Origin of the sequence: Nodosilinea nodulosa PCC 7104 (assembly GCF_000309385.1) — a bacterium.
Taxonomy (GTDB): Bacteria; Cyanobacteriota; Cyanobacteriia; order Phormidesmidales; family Phormidesmidaceae; genus Nodosilinea; species Nodosilinea nodulosa.
The window spans coordinates 6069097-6091598 of sequence record NZ_JH976537.1 but is presented as its reverse complement, the minus strand read 5'-3'; the positions used below and the strand labels follow the sequence as shown (position 1 = coordinate 6091598).

Sequence of the window (22502 nt, the reverse complement as noted above, 5' to 3'; positions counted from 1 at the left end):
CAAAATTGCGATGTTAGACAGGAACTTAAGAGAATTAACAATGATTGAAATTGAGGTCATTTTTTAATACCTTAAAATAAGCCATTTCTCTGACAGCTGCAGAACAGCAGTAGAGAAATGGCTTACTTAAGCTAATTTTTATTGCCTATCTACTGCTTCAAAATGAGCTTGACGGCTAATTCGTAACAATATCCGCCAAAGACCACCGCAGCTGCTCCCACCAGTCCCAATAGTGGAGGCACCGGAGCAGGTAGCTTTAACCCGGCAAACACTATGCCGATAATCCAGCCCCCGAGAATGGCCATGCCCGCCGCTTTAATGAATTCCATTGGTTGCTCTTTCCTCGATAAAGTTGGGTGCAAGCATGACTTTGCCGGTAACGCTTCGATTGAGCACCTGCTCATAGGCTGCGATCGCATTTTGAAGCGAGTGACGGCATATTCCGGCGACGGGGGGATGGAGAACGCCCGATTCAAACCCAGGCGTCAACGCACCCAAAATTTCGGCACAGGCCCGAGCATCCAGCGCCCGACTATCGACCCCCAGCAGCCTCGACTCTCGATGGTAAAAATCAATTAAGTCAAAACACACTCGCCGCTCCTTTGCCGGAGAACTAATCTCCGTCAACCGCCCCCTGGGCGCAAGGGATTTCAGGCAGGGTTCTACCATGGGGCCGCCAACGGTGTCGATAATGACTGAAGCCCCCTGGCCATCGGTTGCGGCCAAAACGGCTGCGGAAAGTTTCTGGTCGGCTAGATTGATGACCTGATCGGCCCCCGATTTCTGAGCCAGGGTGCGATCGCCCTCTCGCCGGATTGTGCCTAACACGCGCGCTCCCTGCCATTTGGCAATTTGCATCGCGGCACTGCCGACGCCCCCCGTTGCGCCAATTACCAGAACCGTTTCACCTGCTACCAACTGCGCCGCATTGAGACACAGCCAGGCGGTCACGTAGGTAACGCCAATGGCCCCGGCCTCATCCATGGAGAGGCTTGAGGGCTTGGGGGCAACGGCATCCCTGGGCAAAGCAATGTATTGGGCATGGGTGCCATCACGGGTAAAGCCAATGTCGCCGCCGGTCCCCCAGACTTCAGCGCCAACTAGATTTTTTGGGCCCTCTACAACAATGCCCGCAAAGTCTCGACCGGGAGTACGGGGCAGGGTGGTGTGCTGCATCGTTCCGGCCACATTTTTGACATCGCTGGGGTTAATGCCCGCTGCATAAACTTCGACTAAAACCTCATCTGCTGCCAGATTTGGGATTGGCAATTCTTGAATTAAAAGCTCAGATGGAGAGCCAAAATGATCAATGCGAACGGCTAACATGATTGCTCCTAATAATGATTTTTTGGGGTACTAAAACTGCGATCGCAACACTTTATTAGTTTTGGAAAAAATCAAAAAGACAAATAAACTACAATGCAAGAACCTAGAAAAGCCTAGATTTTTTCGTGAATAAAGTCTTTACATAAATCTGCTATTTACCAAAGATAGAGCAGCAGAAACAACACAATCCAAATTGCATCAACAAAGTGCCAGAAGAGTGAAACGGCGCTGACCCCCTGATGTCCCCTGTCGTAATTGCCGGGAACCAAAGAACGGAAATACATGTACAGCAGCAAGATCACCCCTGTCACCACATGCAGTCCGTGAAAACCCGTCAGCACATAAAAGGTTGCCCCGGCCAACCCGGCATCCAGACCAAAGGGCATATTGCGCCATTCGACGGCCTGCCCGATCAGAAAAATGATCCCAGGGCGATCGTCAGCAGCCAAAAGCGACGGAAGGTAACTAGCTGGTGGCGTTTGAGTGCCCGTTCTGCGACATAAATCATAGCGCTGCTGAATACCAAAATGCCTGTATTGATTGCCGCTCTGGGAATATCCAATCCAGCTACACCCGGTGGAAACCAGTCGGGATTTTTCCAGCGCAGCAGGGCATAGGTGACAAAAAAACTCAAAAAAATAACGCTTTCTGACAGCAGAAAGATAGGAAATCCGAATGCCAGATTATCTTGACCAGGAGTAGAACCCGTACGGTTGGGCGATAGGCTTTCTGAGTCAATGGGGCTGTGCATGACTAATCCTTGAAGGAGGTTGAGTGATAGGCGATAGGGGCGATCGCAACCCATCCAGTAGCTTACTGATGGGATGGTCGAACAAAGGTGTACAGTTGCGTGTGCCCTGTTCCGGTCGGGGCCAGGGCTATTTCATTCTAAAAATGGTCTTGAGGGTATCTAGGCCAAATTTGCAGAGTCGTTCAGCCTGAGCCATATTGGAGAACTCGTTGGAGCGATAGAGATTGAGCGCGAAGTTACGCGCGACGGCAAAGATTTGCGGCAACTGATGCATGCGGATGCGCGAAGCATCTTCGCCTTGGGTCACATCCCGAACGTGGTGCACTTTGTTTTCGACGCCCCAATAGCCCCGAATGCGCTGAGCAAAGGATTCCGCTGATTCTAAAAACGACGCGATATAATAGCGAGTCTCGGTTTCTCGGCGGGGCTGTCCGCCGTAGTTGAATTGGCGCTCACTCTCGACGCGCACCAGTGTCTTCAGACCTGGCCAGGGCTTGATAGTATCGAGGGTTGTGCAAAGGCTAACGACCCGCTTCTCCAGTCGCCCATGCCCTTTACTAAGCTCGGTATAGCTGGCTTCAGCGATAAAGTTGGCCTGAACGCTTTTGTGCAAGCTACTTTGATTGCCTTTGAGGGCACCCAAGTAATGATTGTTGGTGTCAAGGATGAGTTGACAGGTTTTTTTGGGTGCTAACCGCATCAAAGGCAATCACCACCCCCTTGAGCGCCAGTTGCTCGATGAATTCCGGCAAGGCTTTGATTTCGTTGGTTTTATGGTTGACCTGATAGGGTTCCAGAATCAACCCACGCTCCACTAGATAGGCACTGACCAGCAGAATGGCGGGATGCGGGGGAGAGTCAGGATTGTCACGCTCTAGTTGATACGACCCGCGTAAGACTTTGCCATCTACCGCTAAGGTTTCACCCGGTAACGCTTCAATGCCAAAGAACCGCGCTAAGGCCGCTGAATACTCCCCATAGTCCAGCTTCAGTAGCACTCGGCGAATTGTACTGTAGGAGGGCAGACGACCTTTGGGCGGGTCGAAGAGGTCAATCAAATCGTGCTGGTAGCACCTGAGCCAGTCGCCAATGGACAAAAATCCTCGATTGCCTGCCGTCACTGCCAGGGTAAAAAGTGCTAGGCACAGGGCCATGTGATGCCGCTTCCCAGATGCCTTACGCACATCCGGCAGGTCCGCGAAGGCTTCGAGAATCTCAATTCTCTCAGGCCGTGCCTCAAGGCTAGGTTTCGAGCCAACGGCAGAGGATTGCGAGGGAAGATGCATAAGCCTTAGCGAAAAGGTGATCAGCCTGAAACTCTAGCATCCTCAGCCTTCCTTGAGAATGAAATGGCCCTGGGTCGGGGCTGAGATCACAAATTGATTCATTCCCTGCTCCCAGGTGGCTGTTACCTCGACGCTGTATGGCTCAGCGGTGCCAAACTGGTTAAGACTGCTCGGTGGAGGCGTAAACGTCAGGTAAAAGGTATTGCCGCAGTGGTGCCCACTGATTTGAGCAAAGTTACCACCGTCGTTAGCCTCTAAGCTGCCGTAGAGGTTGCCAGATGGATCGATAAATACAATGATTTGGCCCTGAGACCCGACAGTCCGAAACGTGCCCTGCCAGCTGCCTTGATAGGACAGGCTAGCGCTTTGTTCAGAACTGGATTGAACCTGGGCAATCGGAAACGCCATGAGGGAGGGCGATCGCAGCAGTCCAATCGCGCTAATGGTTAACAATCCGGCCATCAACTGGTGGGTTGTGTGTGTCTTCATAGGAAGTTTCTCAAGTAGATAGGGGATCAATTACTAAACGGTTCTGCTCTCCGTAACCGTAGGGTTCTGAAGTAACAATCGGAATCTCAGCAAAGTTTTCGCTCGGCGGGGGTGACGACGTTGTCCACTCTAACCCCGTCGCATTCCAAGGATTGTCTGGGGCTTTGCGCCCCTGCAACCAGGAACTCACCATATTGGCGATAAACGGTAAGGTAGACATGCCCAACAAAAACGCCCCGACGCTGGCAACCACATTCAGTCCGGTGTATTGCGGGTCATAGGAGGCAATGCGGCGCACCATGCCTTGTAAACCCAAAGCATGCATGGGAAAAAAGTTAAGATTTGCGCCAATTAAGGTTAACCAAAAGTGCAGCTTACCCCACCCTTCGGAATACATACGCCCGGTGATTTTAGGAAACCAGTAGTAAATGCCGGCATAGATCGCCATTGTGATCGTGTTAAAGACTACGTAGTGGAAGTGCCCGACCACAAAGTAGGTATTGTTGACATGAATGTCAAATGGAACAGCCGCCAGCATTACTCCCGTAATGCCCGCAAACAAAAACATTGATACGCCCCCTAGCGCAAACAGCATGGGGGTTTGAAAATGCAGCTTGCCGCGCCAGATCGTTGCCACCCAGGCAAACACTTTAATGCCTGTGGGCACCGCCACCAGCATCGATGTGGCCATGAAGACTATACGCATCCAGTTGGGGGTGGCACTGGCAAACATGTGGTGTACCCAAACCGTCGTGCTGATCACGCAGATCAGCATGGAGGAAATGGCAACGTTTTTGTAGCCAAACAGCGGTTTGCGAGCAAAAGCAGGCAAAACTTCTGAGAAGACCCCAAAGGCAGGCAGCGCCATCACATACACCGCCGGGTGGGAGTAAAACCAAAACAGGTGCTGGTAAATGATGGGATCGCCCTGCTTGGAAGGCGTAAAAAAGTCGGTACCTAGGGACAAATCAAACAACAGCATGATGGCCGCCCCCGTCAGGGCGGGTAAGCAAAACAACTGCAGCAGTTGGGCGCTGAGCGTTGTCCAGACGTAAATCGGCATGCGAAAGAAGGTCATCCCCGGTGCCCGCATTTGCACAATTGTAGTGACCAGGTTGACCGCACCCATGATGGACGATATCCCAGAAATAACCATGGCCAGTAACCAAACAAACTCTCCATTGATCAAGTGACCCGATGGGTTTTGTATGCTCACTGGAGGATAAGACCACCAGCCTGCCTGAGCCGTACCGCTGGGCAGAAAAAAGCTCAGCAGCAGCAAAATTCCGATTACTGGAATCAGCCAGAATGCGAGCGCATTCAGCACCGGAAACGCCGTCTCGCGTGCCCCGATCATTAGCGGCACCAGATAGTTCGCCAACCCCACATTGGCCGGAAAGATCCACAAAAAGATCATGATTGTGCCGTGGATCGTGAACAGGCCGTTGTAGAGGGAGCGATCGACGATATCTAGCTGCGGCGTCAGCAGTTCTGCCCGCACAATCATGGCGAACAAACCACCGATCAGAAAAAAGAGAAACGCGGTGACTAAATACTGAACGCCAATTACTTTATGGTCGGTGCTGAAGCTGAAGTAGCGTCTCCAGCTGGCTGGTTGAGGCCTGAGGGGGCCGCCAGCATCGGCAGCGGGAATAGTGGTCATCACGTACCTTCCTAGTGTTATTGATTCACAAGCGGCGGCGGGGCAGGCGAGACGGTGTGCCAATGGCTTCGTACCGGAAGGCTAGGCGGCTGCGCATGTTCAGAATTTGCCGAATTTACGGCGGGTACAGGTGGCTGAGTCGCGGCTTGAGCCAGCCACTGGGCGTATTGTTTTGGGGTATCAACATAGACAGTTGCTTGCATCAGAGCAAAATACGTGCCGCTAAATTGAGAGTCATAGAGTGGATATTGACCCACGCGATTTGGCGTGAATTGAAATGCGATCGCCTGGTTTGGAATAATATCCTGCTTAATTCGAAAGTTGGGCACAAAAAACCCATGTAAAACATCTTCAGACTGCAACACCAGGTGAACAGATTGGTTGACGGGAAGATGGAGTTCGGTGCTGGTAATATTTTGGCTAGGATAGTGGAATGACCAGGCCCATTGTTTCGCTAGCACTTCTATTTGCTCACTAGGTTGAGTATCACTAGGTTGGCTATCTTGACTGCCCATTTCTGCATAAGCGGGAGACTCTAGCAAGTGCAGATGGGCCAGGGGCAAAGAGCCGAGCGTATCCATGCGCTGGTAAATGTCGTAGCTGTAGCTCGCAATCCAGATCACCAGCAAAATGGGAATGACCGTCCAGACAATCTCCAGTGTTGAATTGCCGCGAATAGGGGGGGCATCGCTCCTATCGCTGGCGGCGGTGCGGTAAAACAAAATCGAATACGCGATCATGCCTCCAACACCCAAGAAGACGATGGTTCCGAGGGTCACTAAAAAGCTAAACAGATGACCTACGAGTTCGGCTTCGGCGGCGGCAGCGGTGGGTAGCCAATCGTAGGCTTGCTGCCCCAGGATATGGCTAGTAAAAATGGTGATACCCACCCAAATTGTTAGTAGTAAGGCATTAAAGATTTGCATGATAGTTACAGCTATGGCCCTTCAGGCTGAAGGACTTGATTGGGGTTTTCGCCTTGCCGAATCAGGCCAGCGGCAGTGTTATGTACGCCAAATTCGGCTCCTAAGTGGGCTCCCAGGGTGCCGTGAATAAACATATATCCCAGGATCAAAACGCCCGCTAGCAGATAGCTCCACTGCACCTGTTGGGGCATATGCTGACGCCAGCGAAAGCGCTGATATCCGCGCCAGACGGTCATGCCCACAATCATCGTGAGCAGCAACACGCCGCCTACCCCGTGCAGCAGCATAGTGGTTCCGGCCCTTAGCCCCCAGGCGCTTTTCACATCGGTTAGCGGATCGGCCAGCAAGAGTTCAAAAAAACCTGCGGCGACTGTAAAAAATGAAATTACCGCCGCCGCGACGGTGTTGTACCAGGCTACATCGAAAAAGTTAGACCGACTCGCTAGCATGGCAAAAAACTTGAGAATCGATCGCTCCAGGGGAAATAATGTACCCGCAAAATCAAAGGCGATCGCAATAATAAATAGCCCTAACGTCAGATGTACAAAATTAGGATGAATCGGAAATCGATAGGGTAAGCCATTGGCTCCCAACTCAATTCCCAACTGTTTTAATTGCTCAATCAGTTGTGGGTTCATTGCAGGAACCCCTGTCGAGTAGCTTCAACAACGGGAACGGTGTGCAGTCCGTACACCCAATCTACTAAATTGCCGAGATAAATTTGTAAACAGATAAGACACATCAAAAATGTCGCTGCACCCAAGTATGCCACCGGTATCTTCGGATCACGGACTCGAATAATGCCGCGCCAGGCCGTGATTGCAACAAGAAATGCGGCAATCGACCAACCATTGATCGTGTGCCAATCTAAGGTCGATTGATATCAAGTCCGGCTAATCAACCCTAGAATGGATGATGGAGTTGCAAAACAGGTATAACGCGAGATGGGGCGTCGACTGAAGCTAGAACCACATTTGACCATTGAGGAACTGGAACAGTGCTATAAATCGGCTAAGAGCGGGATTGAACGGGGACATTATCAGCTGATCTGGCTGTTGCAATTGGGCAAGAGTACCGCTGAGGTCTCTGAGGTTAGCGGCTATAGCCGAGCTTGGATTTATGAAGTGGTTAGAAGCTATAACCGCGAAGGCCCGGCGGCGCTGGGTGACCAACGACAGCATAATCCAGGCCATGGGCAGGTGATTCTCGATGATGAGCGGCAAGCCTTATTGTACCAAGCCTTGCAGGAGGAGCCGCCGGATGGCGGATTCTGGAATGGGCGCAAGGTGGCCGACTGGCTCAGTGAGCACCTAGGCCGTCCGGTTCACCGCCAACGGGGTTGGGAGATTCTCAAGCAGATGGAGTTTTCTCTCAAGGTGCCTCGTCCCGAGCATCAGCACGCCGCTACCGAAGAGGAGCAGCGGGTGTGGGAAAAAAAATCTGCAGGCTCAACTGGAGACGATCCAAACCGCTCATCCCGACGCCGACGTTCAACTATGGGCCATGGACGAACATCGCTTGGGACTCCATCCCATCCTGCGCCGGGTGTGGGTCGATAACTGGTTTGGGTCGCTCAGTGCTCCTGTCCACTGTCGCTATGACTGGTTTTGGCTCTATGGCTTTGTCCATCCTCGCAGCGGGCAAACCTATTGGTGGCTGTTGCCTCGGGTCAATGTCGATCTGTTTAATCGAGCCTTGGCTGATTTTGCCGAACACTTTGGCATTGGCCCCAACCACCGAGTCGTGCTGGTCATGGATCAAGCTGGGTGGCATACCTCAGAGCAGGTGGTCGTACCGGAAGGCCTACACCTTGCTTTTCTCCCGCCTTATTCCCCGCATATGCAACCGGCAGAGCGACTCTGGCCTATTCTCAACGAAGCCTTGGCTAATCGAGTGTTTGAGACCCTCGATGACCTCCTGGAAAAAGTGGAGCGACGCTGTGTACAACTCCTGAACCTGCCCGATTTTATCTCAGGCTTGACCCAGTTCCATTGGTGGAAGGTGTTTCAATGCTAAGTGTGGCTGATTAAGCGGACTTGATATGAGATGCCGGATAGGGCTGTGCAAAACCTGCCTCAATCTGCCCAAAAATGACTGCAACAAACACAGCAACAGAGGCCACAACCAAATTCCACCAGCTCACTTCAAACATTCGATAATTGTGATTGAGATATCCGACAATGTCGCAAAAGTAAGCAAAAAACACCATCGCAATCACAAAGTGAACGATGACCGGATGAATCGTGTCTGGATAAGGGAGATTTTGGTCATTTAACGGTGGCAAAGGCATCGTTTTCTCCTGCTTCAAATCTATGGCTTGGTTTGCGTCACGAGCGGCGGCGGTGGTTTGAGCTGTTCGGAGGGTGGGGTTCGCAAACCAAAATAAGCGGCAATTAAGAAGACAACTGGCGTAACAATGGCTAGCGCTTTGACCCGCGATCGCACCCGTTTTTCAGCCGCAGAAAGCGGTGGTTTGGTGATCGTCTCCAGCCCTACCCTGGGTCGGTGATAACGATGAAACGTTTCTTCCTTCAGCCAGTCGGTGGTTGACTTAAAGTCGTGCAGCGGTGTGGGCAGTAGTTCGAGGTAGGTCACGCTGCGAATCAGATCCGCCGGTTTGCCCGTAATCTGAACTTTGCCAAACAAATTTGCCACCCCATTCCCCATGCCCAACTTCATCAGCGTGCCCCGCAGACTGACCTGCGCCGGACGCGGAGATGCTCCCTTCGCCAGCGCTATCAGGTTGTGGGCAATGCTGGCCCCTTGCTGGTAAGCCACCTGTGCGAGGGCGGGCTGATGTTGAGACTGCACATCCGCACAATCGCCTGCGGCAAACACCGTTGGAAAATCCAGCAGCTGTAGCGTTGGGGTGACGAGCGGTAGCCCATGTTTATCAAGGCGGCTTTCGGTAATCTGAGACGCGAGGCTTTGAATCAGTGGGTTGACGGCAGTGCCCGCTGTCCAGATGGTGGTTTGGGTTAGCAATTTTTTAATCTCAGGACTGCTAGCAGGCTGATACTCCAAGTGATCTACATCAACAGCTTTCACCCCTACGCCTAAAATCAGCTCAACGGGGACGACCCGAGTTCTAAGCGCATGCAGCGCTTGTTCCTTCAAGCCTTCGTTCACATCTTCGGCAAGAATCGTTTTGCCGTGATTAATCAAAACAATGCGAATCTCACGGGCGTTACCGCCAAATTTGACGTACCAAGAGGGCAACAAATCCGCTAGGGTTGCCGCCATTTCTACCCCCGTTGGCCCAGCCCCAACAATTGCAAAGGTGAGCAGCGATCGCCGTTGGGCTTCATCCTTCGTCTGGCTAGCTCGTTGCAAGCACTCCCATGCGTGGCGTTTTAGTGCGATCGCATTTTCTCGCGTCCGAAAGGCAAAAGCGTGTTCTCGTGCGCCTTCGGTTCCTAAATAGCCCTGAATACTGCCAACGGCTAGAACTAGATGCTCATAGGTATAGCCTGAACCAGACGCTAGAGTGAGATGTTGTTGTGATAGATCAATCTTGGTTACGCTGTCCTGCACAAACTGAATATCGTAACTTTGTAGCAGAACTTGATACGTTGGGCAAACGGTATCTTCTGATAATTCACCTGTAAGGAGCTCATACAGCATTGGTTTGAACACAAACCGCTCTTGTGGATCAATCAGAAGAATCGAGCGCAGATCGTGCTGATGCCGCAAATGCAGCGCTGTGAAAAGACCAGTAAATCCTGCTCCAACAATAATAGCGGGGTGAGAAGCGTCCATTTTTGAAAAGGGGAAATAAACGGCAGCAGGCAATTGTTGACTACGGCACTAATAAAAGCACAAGCGATCTACGATGAGTCCAATGGACAACAGCATCATATAGATGATTGAGTATTTGAATAGCGATCGCGCCAATGCTAAATCTGAAGGAGACTGCATCAATACCCAGGCTTTATAGATAAAAATGCCGCCTAGGGCGATCGCCACAACAGGATAGAGCCAATTCGTGGCCTGAAGCGGATAAACGAGCAGTAGAGTCACTGGAACCAGAAGTAAGGTATACCCAAAAATCTGCCGAGTCGTAGTTTCATTGCCAGCAACAACGGGCAGCATCGGCACGTCCACCGAGGCATAATCATCCTTCAGCATCATGGCTAAGGCCCAAAAATGAGGCGGCGTCCAGAGAAGCACGATCGCAAATAGGCACCATGCTGTCCAGCTCAAATCACCTGTCACAGCGGCCCATCCGACCAGGGGCGGAATTGCCCCTGCTGCCCCTCCCAGGACAATATTCTGAGTGGAATGCCGCTTTAGCCAATGGGTGTAAACCAGCACGTAGAGCAGAATACCTAGCATCGATAAGCCAGCACTTAGCAGGTTGGCATAAACCGCTAGTAACGTAAATGAAATCAGGGTCAGCGCGATCGCAAATAACAAGGCATGGTGCGGCTGTACACGGCCCGACGGCAGCGAACGATGACGAGTTCGCTCCATCTCAAAAGCAAGTCGCGATCATACAGACAGTTCATTGTGTTAGCGGCTCCTGCAGCACAGGCCCCGCCGACTAATGTGATTAGCAGCAGCAAAGGATCAATATGACCATTTGCTGCCATCGCCATACCAGCAATAGTTGTAACTAACAGCAACACAATGATGCGTGGCTTTGTCAACTGAATATAGCTTTGAATTACTTGCCAACCCATAGCTACTAAATAAGTGCCCGGTTCAGCAATTGTCGCTCTATACATCACGCTTACCCTTTGCTAAATAATCATAAACAATTCGCTTTAGGAGCTATCGTTTCGCAGCTAAACTACTGAAATATGACAACTCACAAAACTAATCTTCTAGCTTGAATAGTTGAAATTCGGCAAACAGCATGATATTTTCACTGTTGTCAGCTCAATAAGAATTAGCTGTGTACCAGGGGTGTATCGACCAAATGCTCTGCCAAAAACCAGACCTGTAGCTCATGAGTCCGCAGCACTTGGCCTCGGCTACATGACGCGGATCGGCGATCGCTACACTCCCTAACGTTTGTACTCGCTCTCCCATCGCATCGATCAATTCAATTTGCTCACTCGCGTGTTTATCGAGCAGCAGATGCAATTGATAAAACGTGCTGCCGCGCATCATCCAGTGATTCTTTTTGTAAAGATGATAGAGAATGATGATGTCAACCAAAATTTGGTTGACTAGGGCACAGCTTTCGCTACGAGCATCTCTGTTGAGGGCAATTGGTGTACTAATCAAGCTGCCATAGGGCTGAATTTCATACCCTCTCTGATGCAGCAGAGGCTGACTGTCATTGACGTTAGCAAATTTGTTTGAGCTTGGCATAGACATGGTAATTCTCTCCTGAAATGGATAATCTTCAAAATTTTGAAATGCAAAATTACGGAATAGAATTGCCTTCCTGTGGGCCAGAACTTGACAACGCCAACACTTTAATTAGTTAGACCCAATCGCAATGCTCGAACACCTGTCCGGGTACGATCTTGGGCTCGAAGCTTCTTCAAAATATTGCAAACGTGGCTTTTTACTGTACCCGTGCTAATAGGTGTTTCTAAATGCAGCAATTTTGATGGAAAAAATTAGGTTCCTAACCGCTGATTGATGGGGGCTTCATTTAAACCTAATAGATGAAACTGACGCTCGCACTCTCGCATACGTTGCTTCAAATAGTTCAGCTCTTCGATAAAATCTTCAACCCCAGCGAACTGCTTTTTTGAAGTCGATTGTGTTGCTGAGTGAGTCGTGATAGTGCTAGTTCTAACGCTGTTAGTACTACTACTATAGCAGTCCTATTTGGTTCATGAAAAGGATCCGTATCGATGCATTTTTGGGAAATTAAACACCTCTAGCCTAAAAAACTGCTCGAAGAGGGCTTTGAGCGCCGAGAAGCAGGGACGCAGCCCTGACATCCGTCTTAGCCACGTTTTAGCCTGTAGCCAAGCATCTTCGATGGGATTTTGACTCGGGTCGTTGGGTGCGAATCGAACACAATGGATTTTCCAGGCTTTGGGCTCTAATCCAGCATTGATTTGGCCTAGAAAGTCTTGGAGTTCTTGGGAGCGATGGTAACTTGCCCCATCCCAGAGCAAGAGTAACCGTTGCTCTGGCCATTGCGTTTGCAAAAATTTGAGATACGCCATGGTGTTGGTCGTATTCCCTTTCTCGTGCCCTTGAACAATCAGGCGCTTGCTGAGCAAATCTAAGGCTCCATAATACGTTTGACGCTCTCGTTCGTTCACAATAGGCACCTCAACCCGTTCCCCCGTTCGTCCCCACACGTAGCCTTGAAGGTCACCACTCATGAGATGACATTCATCGACAAAGAGCACTCTCAACTGCCCGGCTTCGATCTCGTCTCGGTAACGTGCCAATAGCCGCTGGATCTCGGCTTTTTTGCGGCCACCGCCTTAGCGTCCGCCTTTGGATTCACTTTACTGGTCTTTTTCCAACTCAAACCCGCCGCTTCAAACAAGTCGTAGTAGCTTTGCTTAGACTCGTACACCACGTCGTAGGTCTCGGCCAGATGATACTCCAGCTCACTCAGTTCCCAGATCGCTTTAGCCTGTAACCACTGCAATACGGCCTCTCGCTCTAGCGGGGTCAAATAACTCCTGCGACCTTTATGCTGAGGGCGGAACCCGGCTAAGCCGTCCCGCTCATAGGCTTGTTTCCATTTGCTCAGGGCTCCCAGCGATACATCGAGAATCGCGGTGATGGCCTCATAGCCATAGTCCTGATAGATCAGTTTGACGGCCAATGCTTTCTTCACTTGGCGACCATCACGTTCAGCACTGATAAAGGCCTTGAGTTCTTCAATGGCAATGGTTTTGCTGAGCTTAGTCTGGGGGGTGGGCATGACCATCACACCTCGCATCAGAATTCTGGATCCTCAGTAATTATACTGATATATTTCACGAATCATTCCGGATTGCTATAGGAGAAGCGTAGTCACCTGCTTCCAGTGATAGATCGAAAGTATTAAAAAATGTTTTCAGCGTACTCTTGTCAACTTTGACCTCGCAGCTTAGCAGTCGGCTAACGGTACGCTCATCCAGGTGTGACTGTTCACCAAGCTGTTCATAGGTGTAGCGATCGCCAAATTCGTCATTTAACACCCCAGCTTGTCTCAATTTTTCCCATCCCTGACGCGACAGAACGATGCCTCGGCTACGGCTTCGCTTGTTCGAGGATCGATACAACTTGTGTTCTTCTGGGCTAGGCTGCCAGTGATATCTATTCTTTTCAGCAACAGAAGTGGATTGATTAGGTAGGGACTGGGCCATCGATTTTACCTCAAATTTCTAATTCATTTTCAGTTGACTATGGATTTAACGGATTTAAATTGACAATAGCTGCTGTCAGCATGAGTTGCTAAACTGGTTTTGAACGGATCTGATTAATCAATAAACCTTTGCGCTTGAGGCGATTCATAGTCTCCATACATCACCAGAACTATGGCGGCGCTCAGTAAGCTTTGTCTGTGATCCTGTGCTAAAAGTGAGACGGTTAACAAACCGCAGTCACGATCATCGCTCACTTATACCTCCGAGGTAAAATATGCTGGTAGCAAGCGATTATCTACACTTCTCCTCTTGCAATTTTTTCAAGATAAACTTAAAGCATGCAAATCAATTGCTATCAATGTTTGCACAGCTTTTTTGCATGGCTTTAATATAGGTAATTGACCCAGGCTTGTCGTCACCTCGGAGTTGAGACTTTTACCCCATAGAAGGATTGGGCAGAAAGTCAACCTGACAAGGGAAGCCTAACTCCAACTTTAGTTGGAGTCTAAGCCAATAGAAACCGTCCACAGCGGGGGCACCGATTAGGCAAAGGACGAATCTAGCGATCGCCCATGGGTCCTTAGTCAGCCGCTGCCACTTTCTCAATCAAATTGGCCACGGCGTGGGGATGGGAAATCATCACCACATGGGATGCGCCAATCAAGTGCTGCCGTTGTTGGGTCAATATAGCCATCCTCGCGACCTCCGGCACCTCAAAGCCCTGGCCTAGATGGTGACGGCGCTGGTGTGCAGCGGTCGGTTGGGCCTGCCGAATTGGGAATCGTATGTGCCCAGTCGCGCCCGTCAGGCCTAAAGCACCGAGCGACGGTGGCAGCGCTTCCTGGGTAATCCCGAGTGCGGGTGAAAAGTTTGTACGTACCTTCGGTGCTCGCGGCCATCCATCAGTGGAACGGGCAACGGCTCTACCTGGCGACCGATACCACGGTCTTGTGGAATCGCTACTGTGGCGGGTTTTGGAGCATCCCACTGCCACCGTCAGTACTGACCGATATATTCCGATGCTCAGGTTGGCCCATCGGCTGTTGCAGGCCTATCCCGATGTGATGCTGTTAGCCGACCGAAGGTTTGCTAACCATGACCTACTAGCGTGGCTGAGCCAGAACAGTTGGCACTATTGTTTGCGCTTACCCTGCGATGTAGTAGTGCATGGCCCGCGCCGTTATCCCATTGAAGTGGGCTATCTTTCGCCTCCCAAGGGCGGAGCTCGATTCTATAACGATGTTGGCCTCTGGACAGATGGTCGTTGGCGCTGCAACCTGGTTCTGGTCAACGTCAAAGGCTCAAACCCATCGCCCTATTTACCGTTGCCCCAGAGCCTTGCTTTGCCTCTAAAAAAGCTAGAAGCCCAGTATTGTGATCGCATCTGATTCTCTAGGATCAAGTCCTTGTAATATCAATTACCACCCTGGGTGGCTGCTTAAAGATGTGTCAGGCGGTCAGCTTAGCAGTAGCGAGCCCGATGCTGCTGGTGCCACCAGTGATAAGAGATCACGCTGCCGCCGCTTCAATCAGTTTGGCAACCTCATTGGGAAGAGAAACAGGGGAAACATGACTAAAGTTGACTTCGATTTTTCCTTGCTATGGCGCAGTTGCAGCATGCTCGATGATCTCAGCGATCGCATCCGGATGGGAAATCATCACGACATGAGATGAGCCATTTACAGCAACGGTTTCCTTTGAATTAGCTCTTTCCGCTATGAAAGCATGTACCGCTGCCGGAATGTTCAAGTCCCGCTCGCCATAAATAAACCAGGACGGGATAGATTTCCATGCAGGCGCACCGGAGGCTTCGTTCAGTGCAGCTTCTGTAATCGGACGCTGGGTACTCGCCATCAACTCTGCTTCGCTAGCGGGCAGATCCGCAGCAAACTGGGCGTAAAATGTCATTAACGGCATTGGTAATCACTGAACTAGCGGATTGCTGCCCCGATCGGTTGTTTCCACACCGCAGCTGCGTAGAGCGAATTCTCGAAATCGGGGGCAATATCGCTTGTGATCCTTGCCTCATGATGCGCCCAGTCCTTAAAAAACAAGTCGTGACTGATGCGCGATACGATTGCAGGTATGTCACGGCGGATGCTGTGGATGTCACCTACTGGCAAACCGAAGCTGACCAAACCAGCCGGATTAAAAACGTGAATGTCTTTCAGATAAGGGGCAGTACCAAGTACCTTCTCTTGGAATTCGTGGGCGCTACCAAGATAAGGGTGCATCCCCAAATTGTCGTCGCGCAAATCTTCTGGTGGCTCGTAGCGATCGCGCCACAGGGCAATATGCTGGGCAAAGTCGGCTAGTTCAGGACGCTTTGTTGGGTCAACGAAGTAACCTGTGCCAGCGATCGCAAAATCAAACTCGAAAACATCATCATTCACCTGGATGGCAATGCGATTACCTATTTCCCGCGCCGATTTCCAAGGCGCAGATAAGTGAATGTGAAAGTTCGAGAAGGCGATCGCTCGCTTAATCGAGTTTGGTGGTGGCGCAGTGCCTGCTTGATGAAAGCGCCAAGCTTGGAACCAGCGAACTGCATCAGGTAGTTGAGGATAATTGTCATAAGCGCCAGGATAGTCCCGTACCCGAAGTAATGACAGAGATGCAAGCTCTGACCGCCGTACAAACAAGTGTACTGCCTTAGCTCCCGATTCCAACGCCACTCCTGCTGCATCGAAAGCTGAAGCCGCTGCGCCTAGCACTGCTACAGTCTTATCGCGCAGTACTTCAAAATCGATGGCATCGGCAGTATGTGCATACAGCGTGCGAGGTAAGTCAGCCAGTACTGAAGGTATGTATGGACCACCAGTGCCAGCCACGCCATTGGCGAAGATAATTTTGCGTGTCGTCTCTACCTGCGGGACACCGTTTATCTCAAGGTGTAAGCGGAAAAACCCTGTGGTTGGCTCAATCCGCACCAACTTTGTCCGGTAGCGAACCTGAATACCGAGAAATTGACGATACCAACTAAGGTACTCAGCCCAATCCACTCGCCCAATGAAGTTGATCTGCGCATAGGCTGCCGCACCATGTCGTGCTTCATACCAAGCTTGAAAGGAAAATTCTGGGATACCTAGTTCTGGACCAGGCAAATTCTTCGGCGTACGGAGCGTTTTCATCCGCGCTCGCGTCAGCCACACGCCTGCATGAGCCTCATCGTCGGCTGCATCGATCTCCGTCACACGACCAATCCCAGCACGCCGTAGCGCAAATGCAAAGGTGCTACCACTGCCACTGCCACCTACTATAGTGACATTGTGATCGATGCCAGGATGATCAGGTACCCAATTTTCGGGATCGGAACCGAGCAGGCGTAGTGCCTCGCTGGCTGCAAAATCGGGAACGGTCGTTGTTGTCTTGTCGATCATGATGTTCTCTACAACGTGGGTAGTCACAAAACAGCGAATATGATCTGCGATCGCATCGCCATCTTCTTCCATGGCAAAGTGCCTAATATCCAGTAAATGAAGCTCACCATCCTTTAAGTTACGCAGGTAGAAATAGGCTCCTTCAGCGGGAAAGATATAGCCAGAGAATGTATTTCCTCAACTCTAGCGCGACAACAAACTTCTTCATAATTTCCGCTAGATGATCAAACGAGTAGTCAAACTCGTTCACGCTTAGCATAAAATTGTTGCCATAACCCAGATAATTGAGAGCAACAATGTAGTCATGGCATTATTCCTTTTTAGTTATAAAATCCACTTAAACCTTGATTCAAAGCCAACCGTTTAGGTAAATTTGGTTCAACTATGGCCTGACAATTACTCTGGCATAGATGTCAGATTAAGAAGTAATCAAAGTTTACCTAGCGTCAAGACTTCCCTGGCGAAGAATTGACTCCAAAAACCCTTAAAGCAAATTGCTCAAGCAAGTTTTGGTCAATATCGACGAATTCTGATCAATAAATAGTGCGAGAGCAGTTGTGATTCCAATGAATTAAATATAGGAAATTGCCGTCCACCTGTCGCCCACTCAGAGTTGACACTTTTATCCAGTAAAGTGATTGATGAAACAGTCCATCTCATTTTGGACAGGGAACTCCTACTTGAGTTGGAATCTGCCTTCAACCTCAGCTACAGCTACAGGCTGACAATGCTGCGTTTGACAACTCACGCCTGCTTAAACTCAGTGCAGATCGCAGCGATCGCCTCTACCCCGGTCACCTGCGGCATGCGCAGATCCATCAGCGTCACATCGGGCTGGTGCTCTCGAAAGAGGGCGATCGCCTGCTGTCCGTCTTCGGCCTGGGCCACCACCGTCATTTCTGGCACCCGGTTGATGATCGTCGCCAGTCCCTGCCTGACGATCATTCCATCGTCAACAATCAGAACAGAATGCGAATCGGACTGGATGGGTCTATCATGATGCTCGCTCTTGGGAAAACACAACAACAATTTCGGTGCCCTGCCCCGGCTGGCTCTGAATCATCAGCTGTGCGCCCATTTGCTCGGCCCGTTCGCTCATGCCCAGTAGGCCAAAGCCCCCTTCCGCTGGCAGGCTATCCATTCTAAAGCCACAGCCGTCGTCTTTAATGCTTAAGGTACATTGGGCCTCTTCATACAGGAGTTCAAGCCGTATTTCACTGGCGTCAGCGTATTTAATCGCATTGGTCAGGGCCTCCTGCCCCATCCGCAGCAGGTGATTTTCGACCTCGTTGGGCAGAGGATGGACCGTGCCGCGAACCTCGTAGATTAGCGCAGTGTCGGCTGTGGCTCTCATTTGGGTGACCAAACGATGCAGGGCGCTGCTCAAATTGCCCTCATCCAGAAGCTGGGGGCGCAGGGCGGCCACCGAGCGACGGGCTTCAGCCAGCCCGGTGCGGGCCAGTTCATCCATAACATCTAGATGGGTCTGGGTAGCTTGTAAATCGTCGGTGAGCACCTGCGTAGCGGCAGTGATTTGGAGCAAAATGCCGGTGAAGGACTGGGCTAGCGTATCGTGGATTTCCCGCGCCATGCGGTTGCGCTCCTCCAGAATTGAGGCGGCTTCAGCTTTGTTACGTTCCCGCAGGGCCGCCTCTCGCTGTTCGCTAACGTCGAGAATCACCCCTAACATGCGCACAGGCTGCCCGGTTGCGTTGTAAATGCCTCGCCCCCTGGCCACCACCCAATGGACTTCGCCATTGGGGTAAACCACTCGATATTCAGCTTCATAGTCGGTGCGGGCGGCCAGAATTGATTCAATCGTTTGCTCAACCCGGTCGATATCGTCTGGATGGATGCGATCGCGCCAGGCCTGATAGCTGCTAGCAACTTCACCAGGGACAAGCCCCAGCTATCAAATGTCAATTACTTTGGCGGGTCGCGTCAATTAGATTGGCGGGTTAACGCCCTCTGAATAGCCCGCTGTGTACTACGTCAGAGATCTGAGAAAATTTAATTGACGCGACAGTAGGGATCAGTAGATCTGTTCTAATTGTCACGACAATTACCGGTTTCGGCTGGGACGGGAGCAGAAGCACCGACCTCGGGGTGAGTCGTTTGGGACGCGTCTTGGGGTTGAGCCCGCTGGTCAGCAGAGCGCTTGCGGTAGCTTTCGGCTTGAAGCTGGACAATCAAGGCATGGTGCACCAACCTATCGACGGCGGCGACGGTCATCATGTCATCGGCAAAAATCGTATTCCACTGGCTGAAGGGTTGATTGGCGGTGACCAACAGACTTTTGCGCTCATAGCGATGGGCAATGAGTTCAAAGAGAACCGAGGTTTCGGCTTCGGATTTTTTGACATAGCCCAGGTCATCAATAATGAGTAGGTCATAGCGATCGAGTTTTTTGAGGGTGTTGGGCAAGAGTAATATCAAGTCCGCTTAATCGACCGCACTATGGTCTCAGAAGAAGCAAGGGTTAGCGGCCTACAATTCTTGGGTTCATTAGCCGGACTTGATATAATTGACGTTTGGCGTGCTGCAAGGTTTGTACCAAGGCGGTGGCGGCAAAGAACTTCGTCCGGTAGCCCAGTTCGACCGTGGCGCGGGCCACGGCACAGGCCAAATGGGTTTTTCCCACCCCCGAAGGACCAAACATCAAGCAGTTTTCAGCCCGCTTGAGCCACCCTGAATCGGTGGTCAACTGCATCAAGGGAGCGGGATTGAAGTCCTTGAGATGGGACCAGTCAAAGGTAGCTAAGGTCTTAGCACTGGGAAGCTGAGCCTCGTTGAGGCTCCGTTTCAGGCGCTGGCTCCAGCGTCGTTCCACCTCCGTCTCACATAACGCCAGCAGAAACTGCGCATAGGACCACTGTTCCTGCATGGCCTGGTGTTCAAGGGCTTCCCAATGGTTGAGCATGTGGGCCAACCGGAGACTCTTGAGATGCAGACTCAGGGTTTGATACGGACTGGTTGAGGTGGGCGTGGTTGAGGAGATGGTCATAGTCATTCAGGGGGTGTTGGTGATAGGTCAATGAGGGGGTGGCGGTCTCGCCCGCCCCCCTAAAGTGTTGCCGTAGGCCATTGAGACTTAAGGTGCTGCCGGTTAGTTGGTCTTCGAGGTAGTCGGCAACCGCCGTTTCGTTGTCTTGCGTGGCGGCGATATAGAGGGCCTCGACCATCACGAGAGCCGCTTTCTCTAACTCAAAATCCTGTTTCATCTGAACCCAGAGGGCTCGATACAGGTCATTAGGTAACAACTCGGTTTGCCAGGTGCAGTGGATGAACGCTCTGGGTTTATGGTGGAGCGCCTCAATCACATGGCGATAGTTGATGCAGCGTCCTCGGCGCAGGCCCCTAGTGCCCCGGATCCGGGACAGTTCCACCACACACTTCTGGTCCAGATAGCCCCGCAGGCGATTGTGGTAGAGATGGATTTCGAGCTGACGACCCACCAGTCGAGACGGCACCGTGTATAAGATCCGACGAACGGTGATGGTGCTGCGAGAACTCACTCGCACGCTCAGCACCTCGTAGTCGGCTACTCGATACCGGGGTAAGGCTTGGAGGTGGGGACGCTCCTGAGCATACTTGTCGGCACATTGCCCATTGAGTTTGGCAACCACGCCATCAATACAGGCCTGGTAATCCGCCACATCGGCAAACTCAAAACTCCCCCGCAAGTAGAGCTGCTGGGTCAAGCGATTTTTGAGATGACCGTGGGGAGACTCTATCGACCCATTCTCGTGGGCAATGCCCCGATTATTGCGGGTGGGCTCCAATCGATAGTGCTCGCACAGGTGCTCATAGAGCTGGGTGAGCTGGTTGTGGTGACTCCCCGCATTGCGGTAGGCCGCACTCAAACTGTCGGTGCGATGCTGCCGGGGCACCCCGCCACAGGCCTCAAACGCATTCTGCAAGCCTTCCGATAACGCGACAAAGCTTTCCCCACCTTCGATAATCTGGGCACACTGCCAGCCGCTGTAGGCTAACCGATAGTGATAAATCAAGTGCGGGTAGGGTTCACCACCAATGGTAATGCTCACTCCTTTCAGTTCAGTGAAGTCTGATAACCCCATCAGTCCGGGTTCATGACGTCACTCGAACATCACTTCAGGAGACTCCCCATGGTGCCGTTTCCACTCACTCACCCGCCGTTGCAGGGTCCGCAGCACCTTTGGATACTGACCCGGATACTGCTCCTGGAGGTACTCATACAAGGTCGTGGGCTGCAAGCGAGGCTCGTTCCGTAGCATCGGTTCTAACTCGCGTTCCCAAACCCCGTCTAAGGGGTCGCAGCGGGTGCGCCAGTCTCGCTGGTCGCCGCAATCCGGTTGATGGGCTCCTGCCTCTATCCGCTGCCCACTGCGTTCTGATATCCCGGCCAGGGCCGACGCTTGGGCTTGCGTCGACCCAGTCTTTCTGGCTTGCATATACACCTTGACTTGATATGGCTGTATCGACACCTAACACACTCCCAGGATTCACTGGGAGTAGTCTTCGGGGTTCTGGATTGCAAGTCTGACGTCGGGTATTCCTAGCGCTGTACTACCCGCCAAAGTAGTTGTCGTCACCCGCCAAAGTAATTGTCATCTAATAGGCAAGGGTTCCTTCCAAACCGTGGGGACTTTTGAAGGTTGAGTTCGTGCGGTTAAAGCGGGTGGCAATGCCAAAGTCGATGATCTTGACCACGCCCGTAGCGGGGTTGAGAACGATATTGCCAGGATTAATATCTTTATGAATAATGCCAGCAGCGTGGATTTGGCCCAGGATATCGGTGAGGGCGATCGCTAGCCCCAGGAAATACGGCAGCGGCATCGGGCCAACGTTCGACGGCTGCCGCATCCAGTGCTCCAGAGACTCACCGCCAAAGTCTTCTAGAAGAATAACCAGCGTGCGCTGATAGGCTTGCTGGTCATAGGCTCTGATCACTCCTGGCAGATTCAGGGAGCGGGTAATGTCATACTCCTGTCGGTAGCGCGTGAGTTCCTGGGGCGAGGGATAGTCCTGCTTGAGCAGTTTGACGATAACCGCCAGTCCATCTTCTCGGTAGTGTTCTAGACCTGTTGAAGCCCTGTCATACCACTCGCCCAAATTCATGGCGATTGATAAATAGCCCAATCACCGTATCATGCATCAGAACCGATTTGGAGAAGCAAATGGTTTTACGAGCCAAGCGTTTGATCCGCGTCCGCAAGGTCAAGTGCTTGCGTTCAATCCGCTGAGTGTTGGCTTTACCCACCGTGTGTTGCTTGGCGTCAAGGAGCCGTAAGTATGCGCCCTTAACGGGTGACAACATACCTAAAGCGCTTGCTGCATCAGGGATAGAGCATAGAAACCTCGCTGAAAATAGCGGTGTTTGTGGGGTTTGAGTGCTATCAGGTGGCGCGCCCAGTCGGCCCAT

Annotated in this window: 13 protein-coding genes and 13 pseudogenes; 1 reads left to right on the top strand and 25 read right to left on the bottom strand. The window is 51.5% G+C overall.

Annotated elements, in window-relative coordinates:
* Positions 1-149 precede the first annotated feature (149 nt).
* From LEPTO7104_RS35765 to LEPTO7104_RS43875, 9 genes and pseudogenes are all read right to left on the bottom strand, one after another.
* The gene (locus tag LEPTO7104_RS35765; protein WP_017301952.1) at positions 150-329 is read right to left on the bottom strand and encodes a hypothetical protein; all 180 of its coding nucleotides are present in this window, start codon (positions 327-329) and stop codon (positions 150-152) included.
* Complete coding sequence (locus LEPTO7104_RS35760; protein WP_017301951.1) at positions 316-1326, bottom strand: quinone oxidoreductase family protein; 1011 nt, start codon at positions 1324-1326, stop codon at positions 316-318. Before LEPTO7104_RS35760 ends, LEPTO7104_RS35765 begins: the two co-directional genes overlap by 14 nt.
* A gap of 155 nt (positions 1327-1481) precedes the next feature.
* Positions 1482-2077 (bottom strand): annotated as a pseudogene (locus LEPTO7104_RS43880) (cytochrome c oxidase subunit 3).
* A 127-nt stretch (positions 2078-2204) separates the two neighbouring features.
* Positions 2205-3231, bottom strand: a pseudogene (locus LEPTO7104_RS41945) (ISAs1 family transposase).
* A 174-nt stretch (positions 3232-3405) separates the two neighbouring features.
* Positions 3406-3852 (bottom strand): hypothetical protein, encoded by a 447-nt coding sequence (locus LEPTO7104_RS0128255; RefSeq protein ID WP_017301950.1) that lies wholly within the window; start codon positions 3850-3852, stop codon positions 3406-3408.
* Between the two features lie 10 nt (positions 3853-3862).
* Entirely contained in the window at positions 3863-5515 is a 1653-nt protein-coding gene (ctaD, locus tag LEPTO7104_RS0128250; protein ID WP_017301949.1) for a cytochrome c oxidase subunit I, read from the bottom strand.
* Positions 5516-5532: 17 nt separating this feature from the next.
* Positions 5533-6441, bottom strand: a complete 909-nt coding sequence (locus LEPTO7104_RS0128245; RefSeq protein WP_017301948.1) for a cytochrome c oxidase subunit II — start codon at positions 6439-6441, stop codon at positions 5533-5535.
* An 11-nt stretch (positions 6442-6452) separates the two neighbouring features.
* Positions 6453-7079 carry a DUF2231 domain-containing protein gene (locus tag LEPTO7104_RS0128240; protein ID WP_017301947.1) on the bottom strand — a complete coding sequence of 209 codons (627 nt, stop codon included), beginning with the start codon at positions 7077-7079 and terminating at the stop codon, positions 6453-6455.
* Positions 7076-7309 (bottom strand): annotated as a pseudogene (locus LEPTO7104_RS43875) (DUF2231 domain-containing protein); the annotation flags it as partial. The pseudogene LEPTO7104_RS43875 and the gene LEPTO7104_RS0128240, both read right to left, overlap by 4 nt.
* Positions 7310-7385: 76 nt before the next feature.
* Here LEPTO7104_RS43875 and LEPTO7104_RS39560 point away from each other — a divergent pair.
* A pseudogene (locus LEPTO7104_RS39560) lies at positions 7386-8457 on the top strand (IS630 family transposase).
* Positions 8458-8488: 31 nt separating this feature from the next.
* On the opposite strand, the pseudogene LEPTO7104_RS35750 reads toward LEPTO7104_RS39560, so the two are convergent.
* The 16 genes and pseudogenes from LEPTO7104_RS35750 to LEPTO7104_RS40570 form a co-directional block, all read right to left on the bottom strand.
* Positions 8489-8731 (bottom strand): annotated as a pseudogene (locus LEPTO7104_RS35750) (DUF2231 domain-containing protein); the annotation flags it as partial.
* A 20-nt stretch (positions 8732-8751) separates the two neighbouring features.
* Complete coding sequence (locus LEPTO7104_RS35745) at positions 8752-10233, bottom strand: NAD(P)/FAD-dependent oxidoreductase (protein WP_225887068.1); 1482 nt, start codon at positions 10231-10233, stop codon at positions 8752-8754.
* Positions 10234-10248: 15 nt separating this feature from the next.
* Positions 10249-11123 (bottom strand): annotated as a pseudogene (locus LEPTO7104_RS35740) (heme o synthase).
* 209 nt (positions 11124-11332) lie between these two features.
* Positions 11333-11766: pseudogene (locus LEPTO7104_RS35735) on the bottom strand (Dps family protein).
* 101 nt (positions 11767-11867) lie between these two features.
* The gene (locus LEPTO7104_RS43870; RefSeq protein ID WP_422879842.1) at positions 11868-11999 is read right to left on the bottom strand and encodes a LuxR C-terminal-related transcriptional regulator; all 132 of its coding nucleotides are present in this window, start codon (positions 11997-11999) and stop codon (positions 11868-11870) included.
* Positions 12000-12233: 234 nt separating this feature from the next.
* Positions 12234-13252 (bottom strand): IS630 family transposase gene (locus LEPTO7104_RS43865; protein ID WP_155523829.1). Its coding sequence is split into 2 segments (ribosomal slippage): positions 12234-12823 and positions 12823-13252, totalling 1020 coding nucleotides; the frame shifts between segments, so codons are not numbered across the junction.
* A 94-nt stretch (positions 13253-13346) separates the two neighbouring features.
* Entirely contained in the window at positions 13347-13718 is a 372-nt protein-coding gene (locus LEPTO7104_RS40585) for a hypothetical protein (protein WP_155523827.1), read from the bottom strand.
* Positions 13719-15317: 1599 nt separating this feature from the next.
* Positions 15318-15620: pseudogene (locus tag LEPTO7104_RS0128190) on the bottom strand (alpha/beta fold hydrolase); the annotation flags it as partial.
* 29 nt (positions 15621-15649) lie between these two features.
* Positions 15650-17098: a SidA/IucD/PvdA family monooxygenase gene (locus LEPTO7104_RS0128185; protein ID WP_040697787.1), complete on the bottom strand. Its 1449-nt coding sequence runs from the start codon at positions 17096-17098 to the stop codon at positions 15650-15652.
* A 747-nt stretch (positions 17099-17845) separates the two neighbouring features.
* Positions 17846-18043, bottom strand: a pseudogene (locus LEPTO7104_RS35725) (response regulator); the annotation flags it as partial.
* Positions 18044-18092: 49 nt separating this feature from the next.
* Positions 18093-19007, bottom strand: a pseudogene (locus LEPTO7104_RS0128170) (sensor histidine kinase); the annotation flags it as partial.
* A 137-nt stretch (positions 19008-19144) separates the two neighbouring features.
* Positions 19145-20018 (bottom strand): annotated as a pseudogene (locus tag LEPTO7104_RS43860) (ATP-binding protein).
* Complete coding sequence (locus LEPTO7104_RS35715) at positions 19993-21144, bottom strand: Mu transposase domain-containing protein (RefSeq protein ID WP_017301937.1); 1152 nt, start codon at positions 21142-21144, stop codon at positions 19993-19995. The pseudogene LEPTO7104_RS43860 and the gene LEPTO7104_RS35715 overlap by 26 nt, the downstream one beginning before the upstream one ends.
* A gap of 51 nt (positions 21145-21195) precedes the next feature.
* On the bottom strand, positions 21196-21531 hold the full coding sequence (locus LEPTO7104_RS43855) for a hypothetical protein (protein WP_017301936.1): 336 nt from the start codon (positions 21529-21531) through the stop codon (positions 21196-21198).
* A 163-nt stretch (positions 21532-21694) separates the two neighbouring features.
* A pseudogene (locus tag LEPTO7104_RS0128155) lies at positions 21695-22198 on the bottom strand (serine/threonine protein kinase); the annotation flags it as partial.
* Positions 22176-22346, bottom strand: a pseudogene (locus tag LEPTO7104_RS40570) (IS1 family transposase); the annotation flags it as partial. The pseudogenes LEPTO7104_RS0128155 and LEPTO7104_RS40570, both read right to left, overlap by 23 nt.
* Positions 22347-22502 lie beyond the last annotated feature (156 nt).

What these genes read in the sequence shown, in the direction of transcription:
- LEPTO7104_RS35765 (WP_017301952.1), bottom strand. Translation starts at nt 329, where the DNA reads ATGGAATTCATTAAAGCGGCGGGCATGGCCATTCTCGGGGGCTGGATT.
- LEPTO7104_RS40585 (WP_155523827.1), bottom strand. Translation starts at nt 13,718, where the DNA reads ATGGCCCAGTCCCTACCTAATCAATCCACTTCTGTTGCTGAAAAGAAT.
- ctaD (WP_017301949.1), bottom strand. Translation starts at nt 5,515, where the DNA reads ATGACCACTATTCCCGCTGCCGATGCTGGCGGCCCCCTCAGGCCTCAA.
- LEPTO7104_RS0128240 (WP_017301947.1), bottom strand. Translation starts at nt 7,079, where the DNA reads ATGAACCCACAACTGATTGAGCAATTAAAACAGTTGGGAATTGAGTTG.
- LEPTO7104_RS0128185 (WP_040697787.1), bottom strand. Translation starts at nt 17,098, where the DNA reads ATGATCGACAAGACAACAACGACCGTTCCCGATTTTGCAGCCAGCGAG.
- LEPTO7104_RS35760 (WP_017301951.1), bottom strand. Translation starts at nt 1,326, where the DNA reads ATGTTAGCCGTTCGCATTGATCATTTTGGCTCTCCATCTGAGCTTTTA.
- LEPTO7104_RS43855 (WP_017301936.1), bottom strand. Translation starts at nt 21,531, where the DNA reads ATGCAAGCCAGAAAGACTGGGTCGACGCAAGCCCAAGCGTCGGCCCTG.
- LEPTO7104_RS0128255 (WP_017301950.1), bottom strand. Translation starts at nt 3,852, where the DNA reads ATGAAGACACACACAACCCACCAGTTGATGGCCGGATTGTTAACCATT.
- LEPTO7104_RS0128245 (WP_017301948.1), bottom strand. Translation starts at nt 6,441, where the DNA reads ATGCAAATCTTTAATGCCTTACTACTAACAATTTGGGTGGGTATCACC.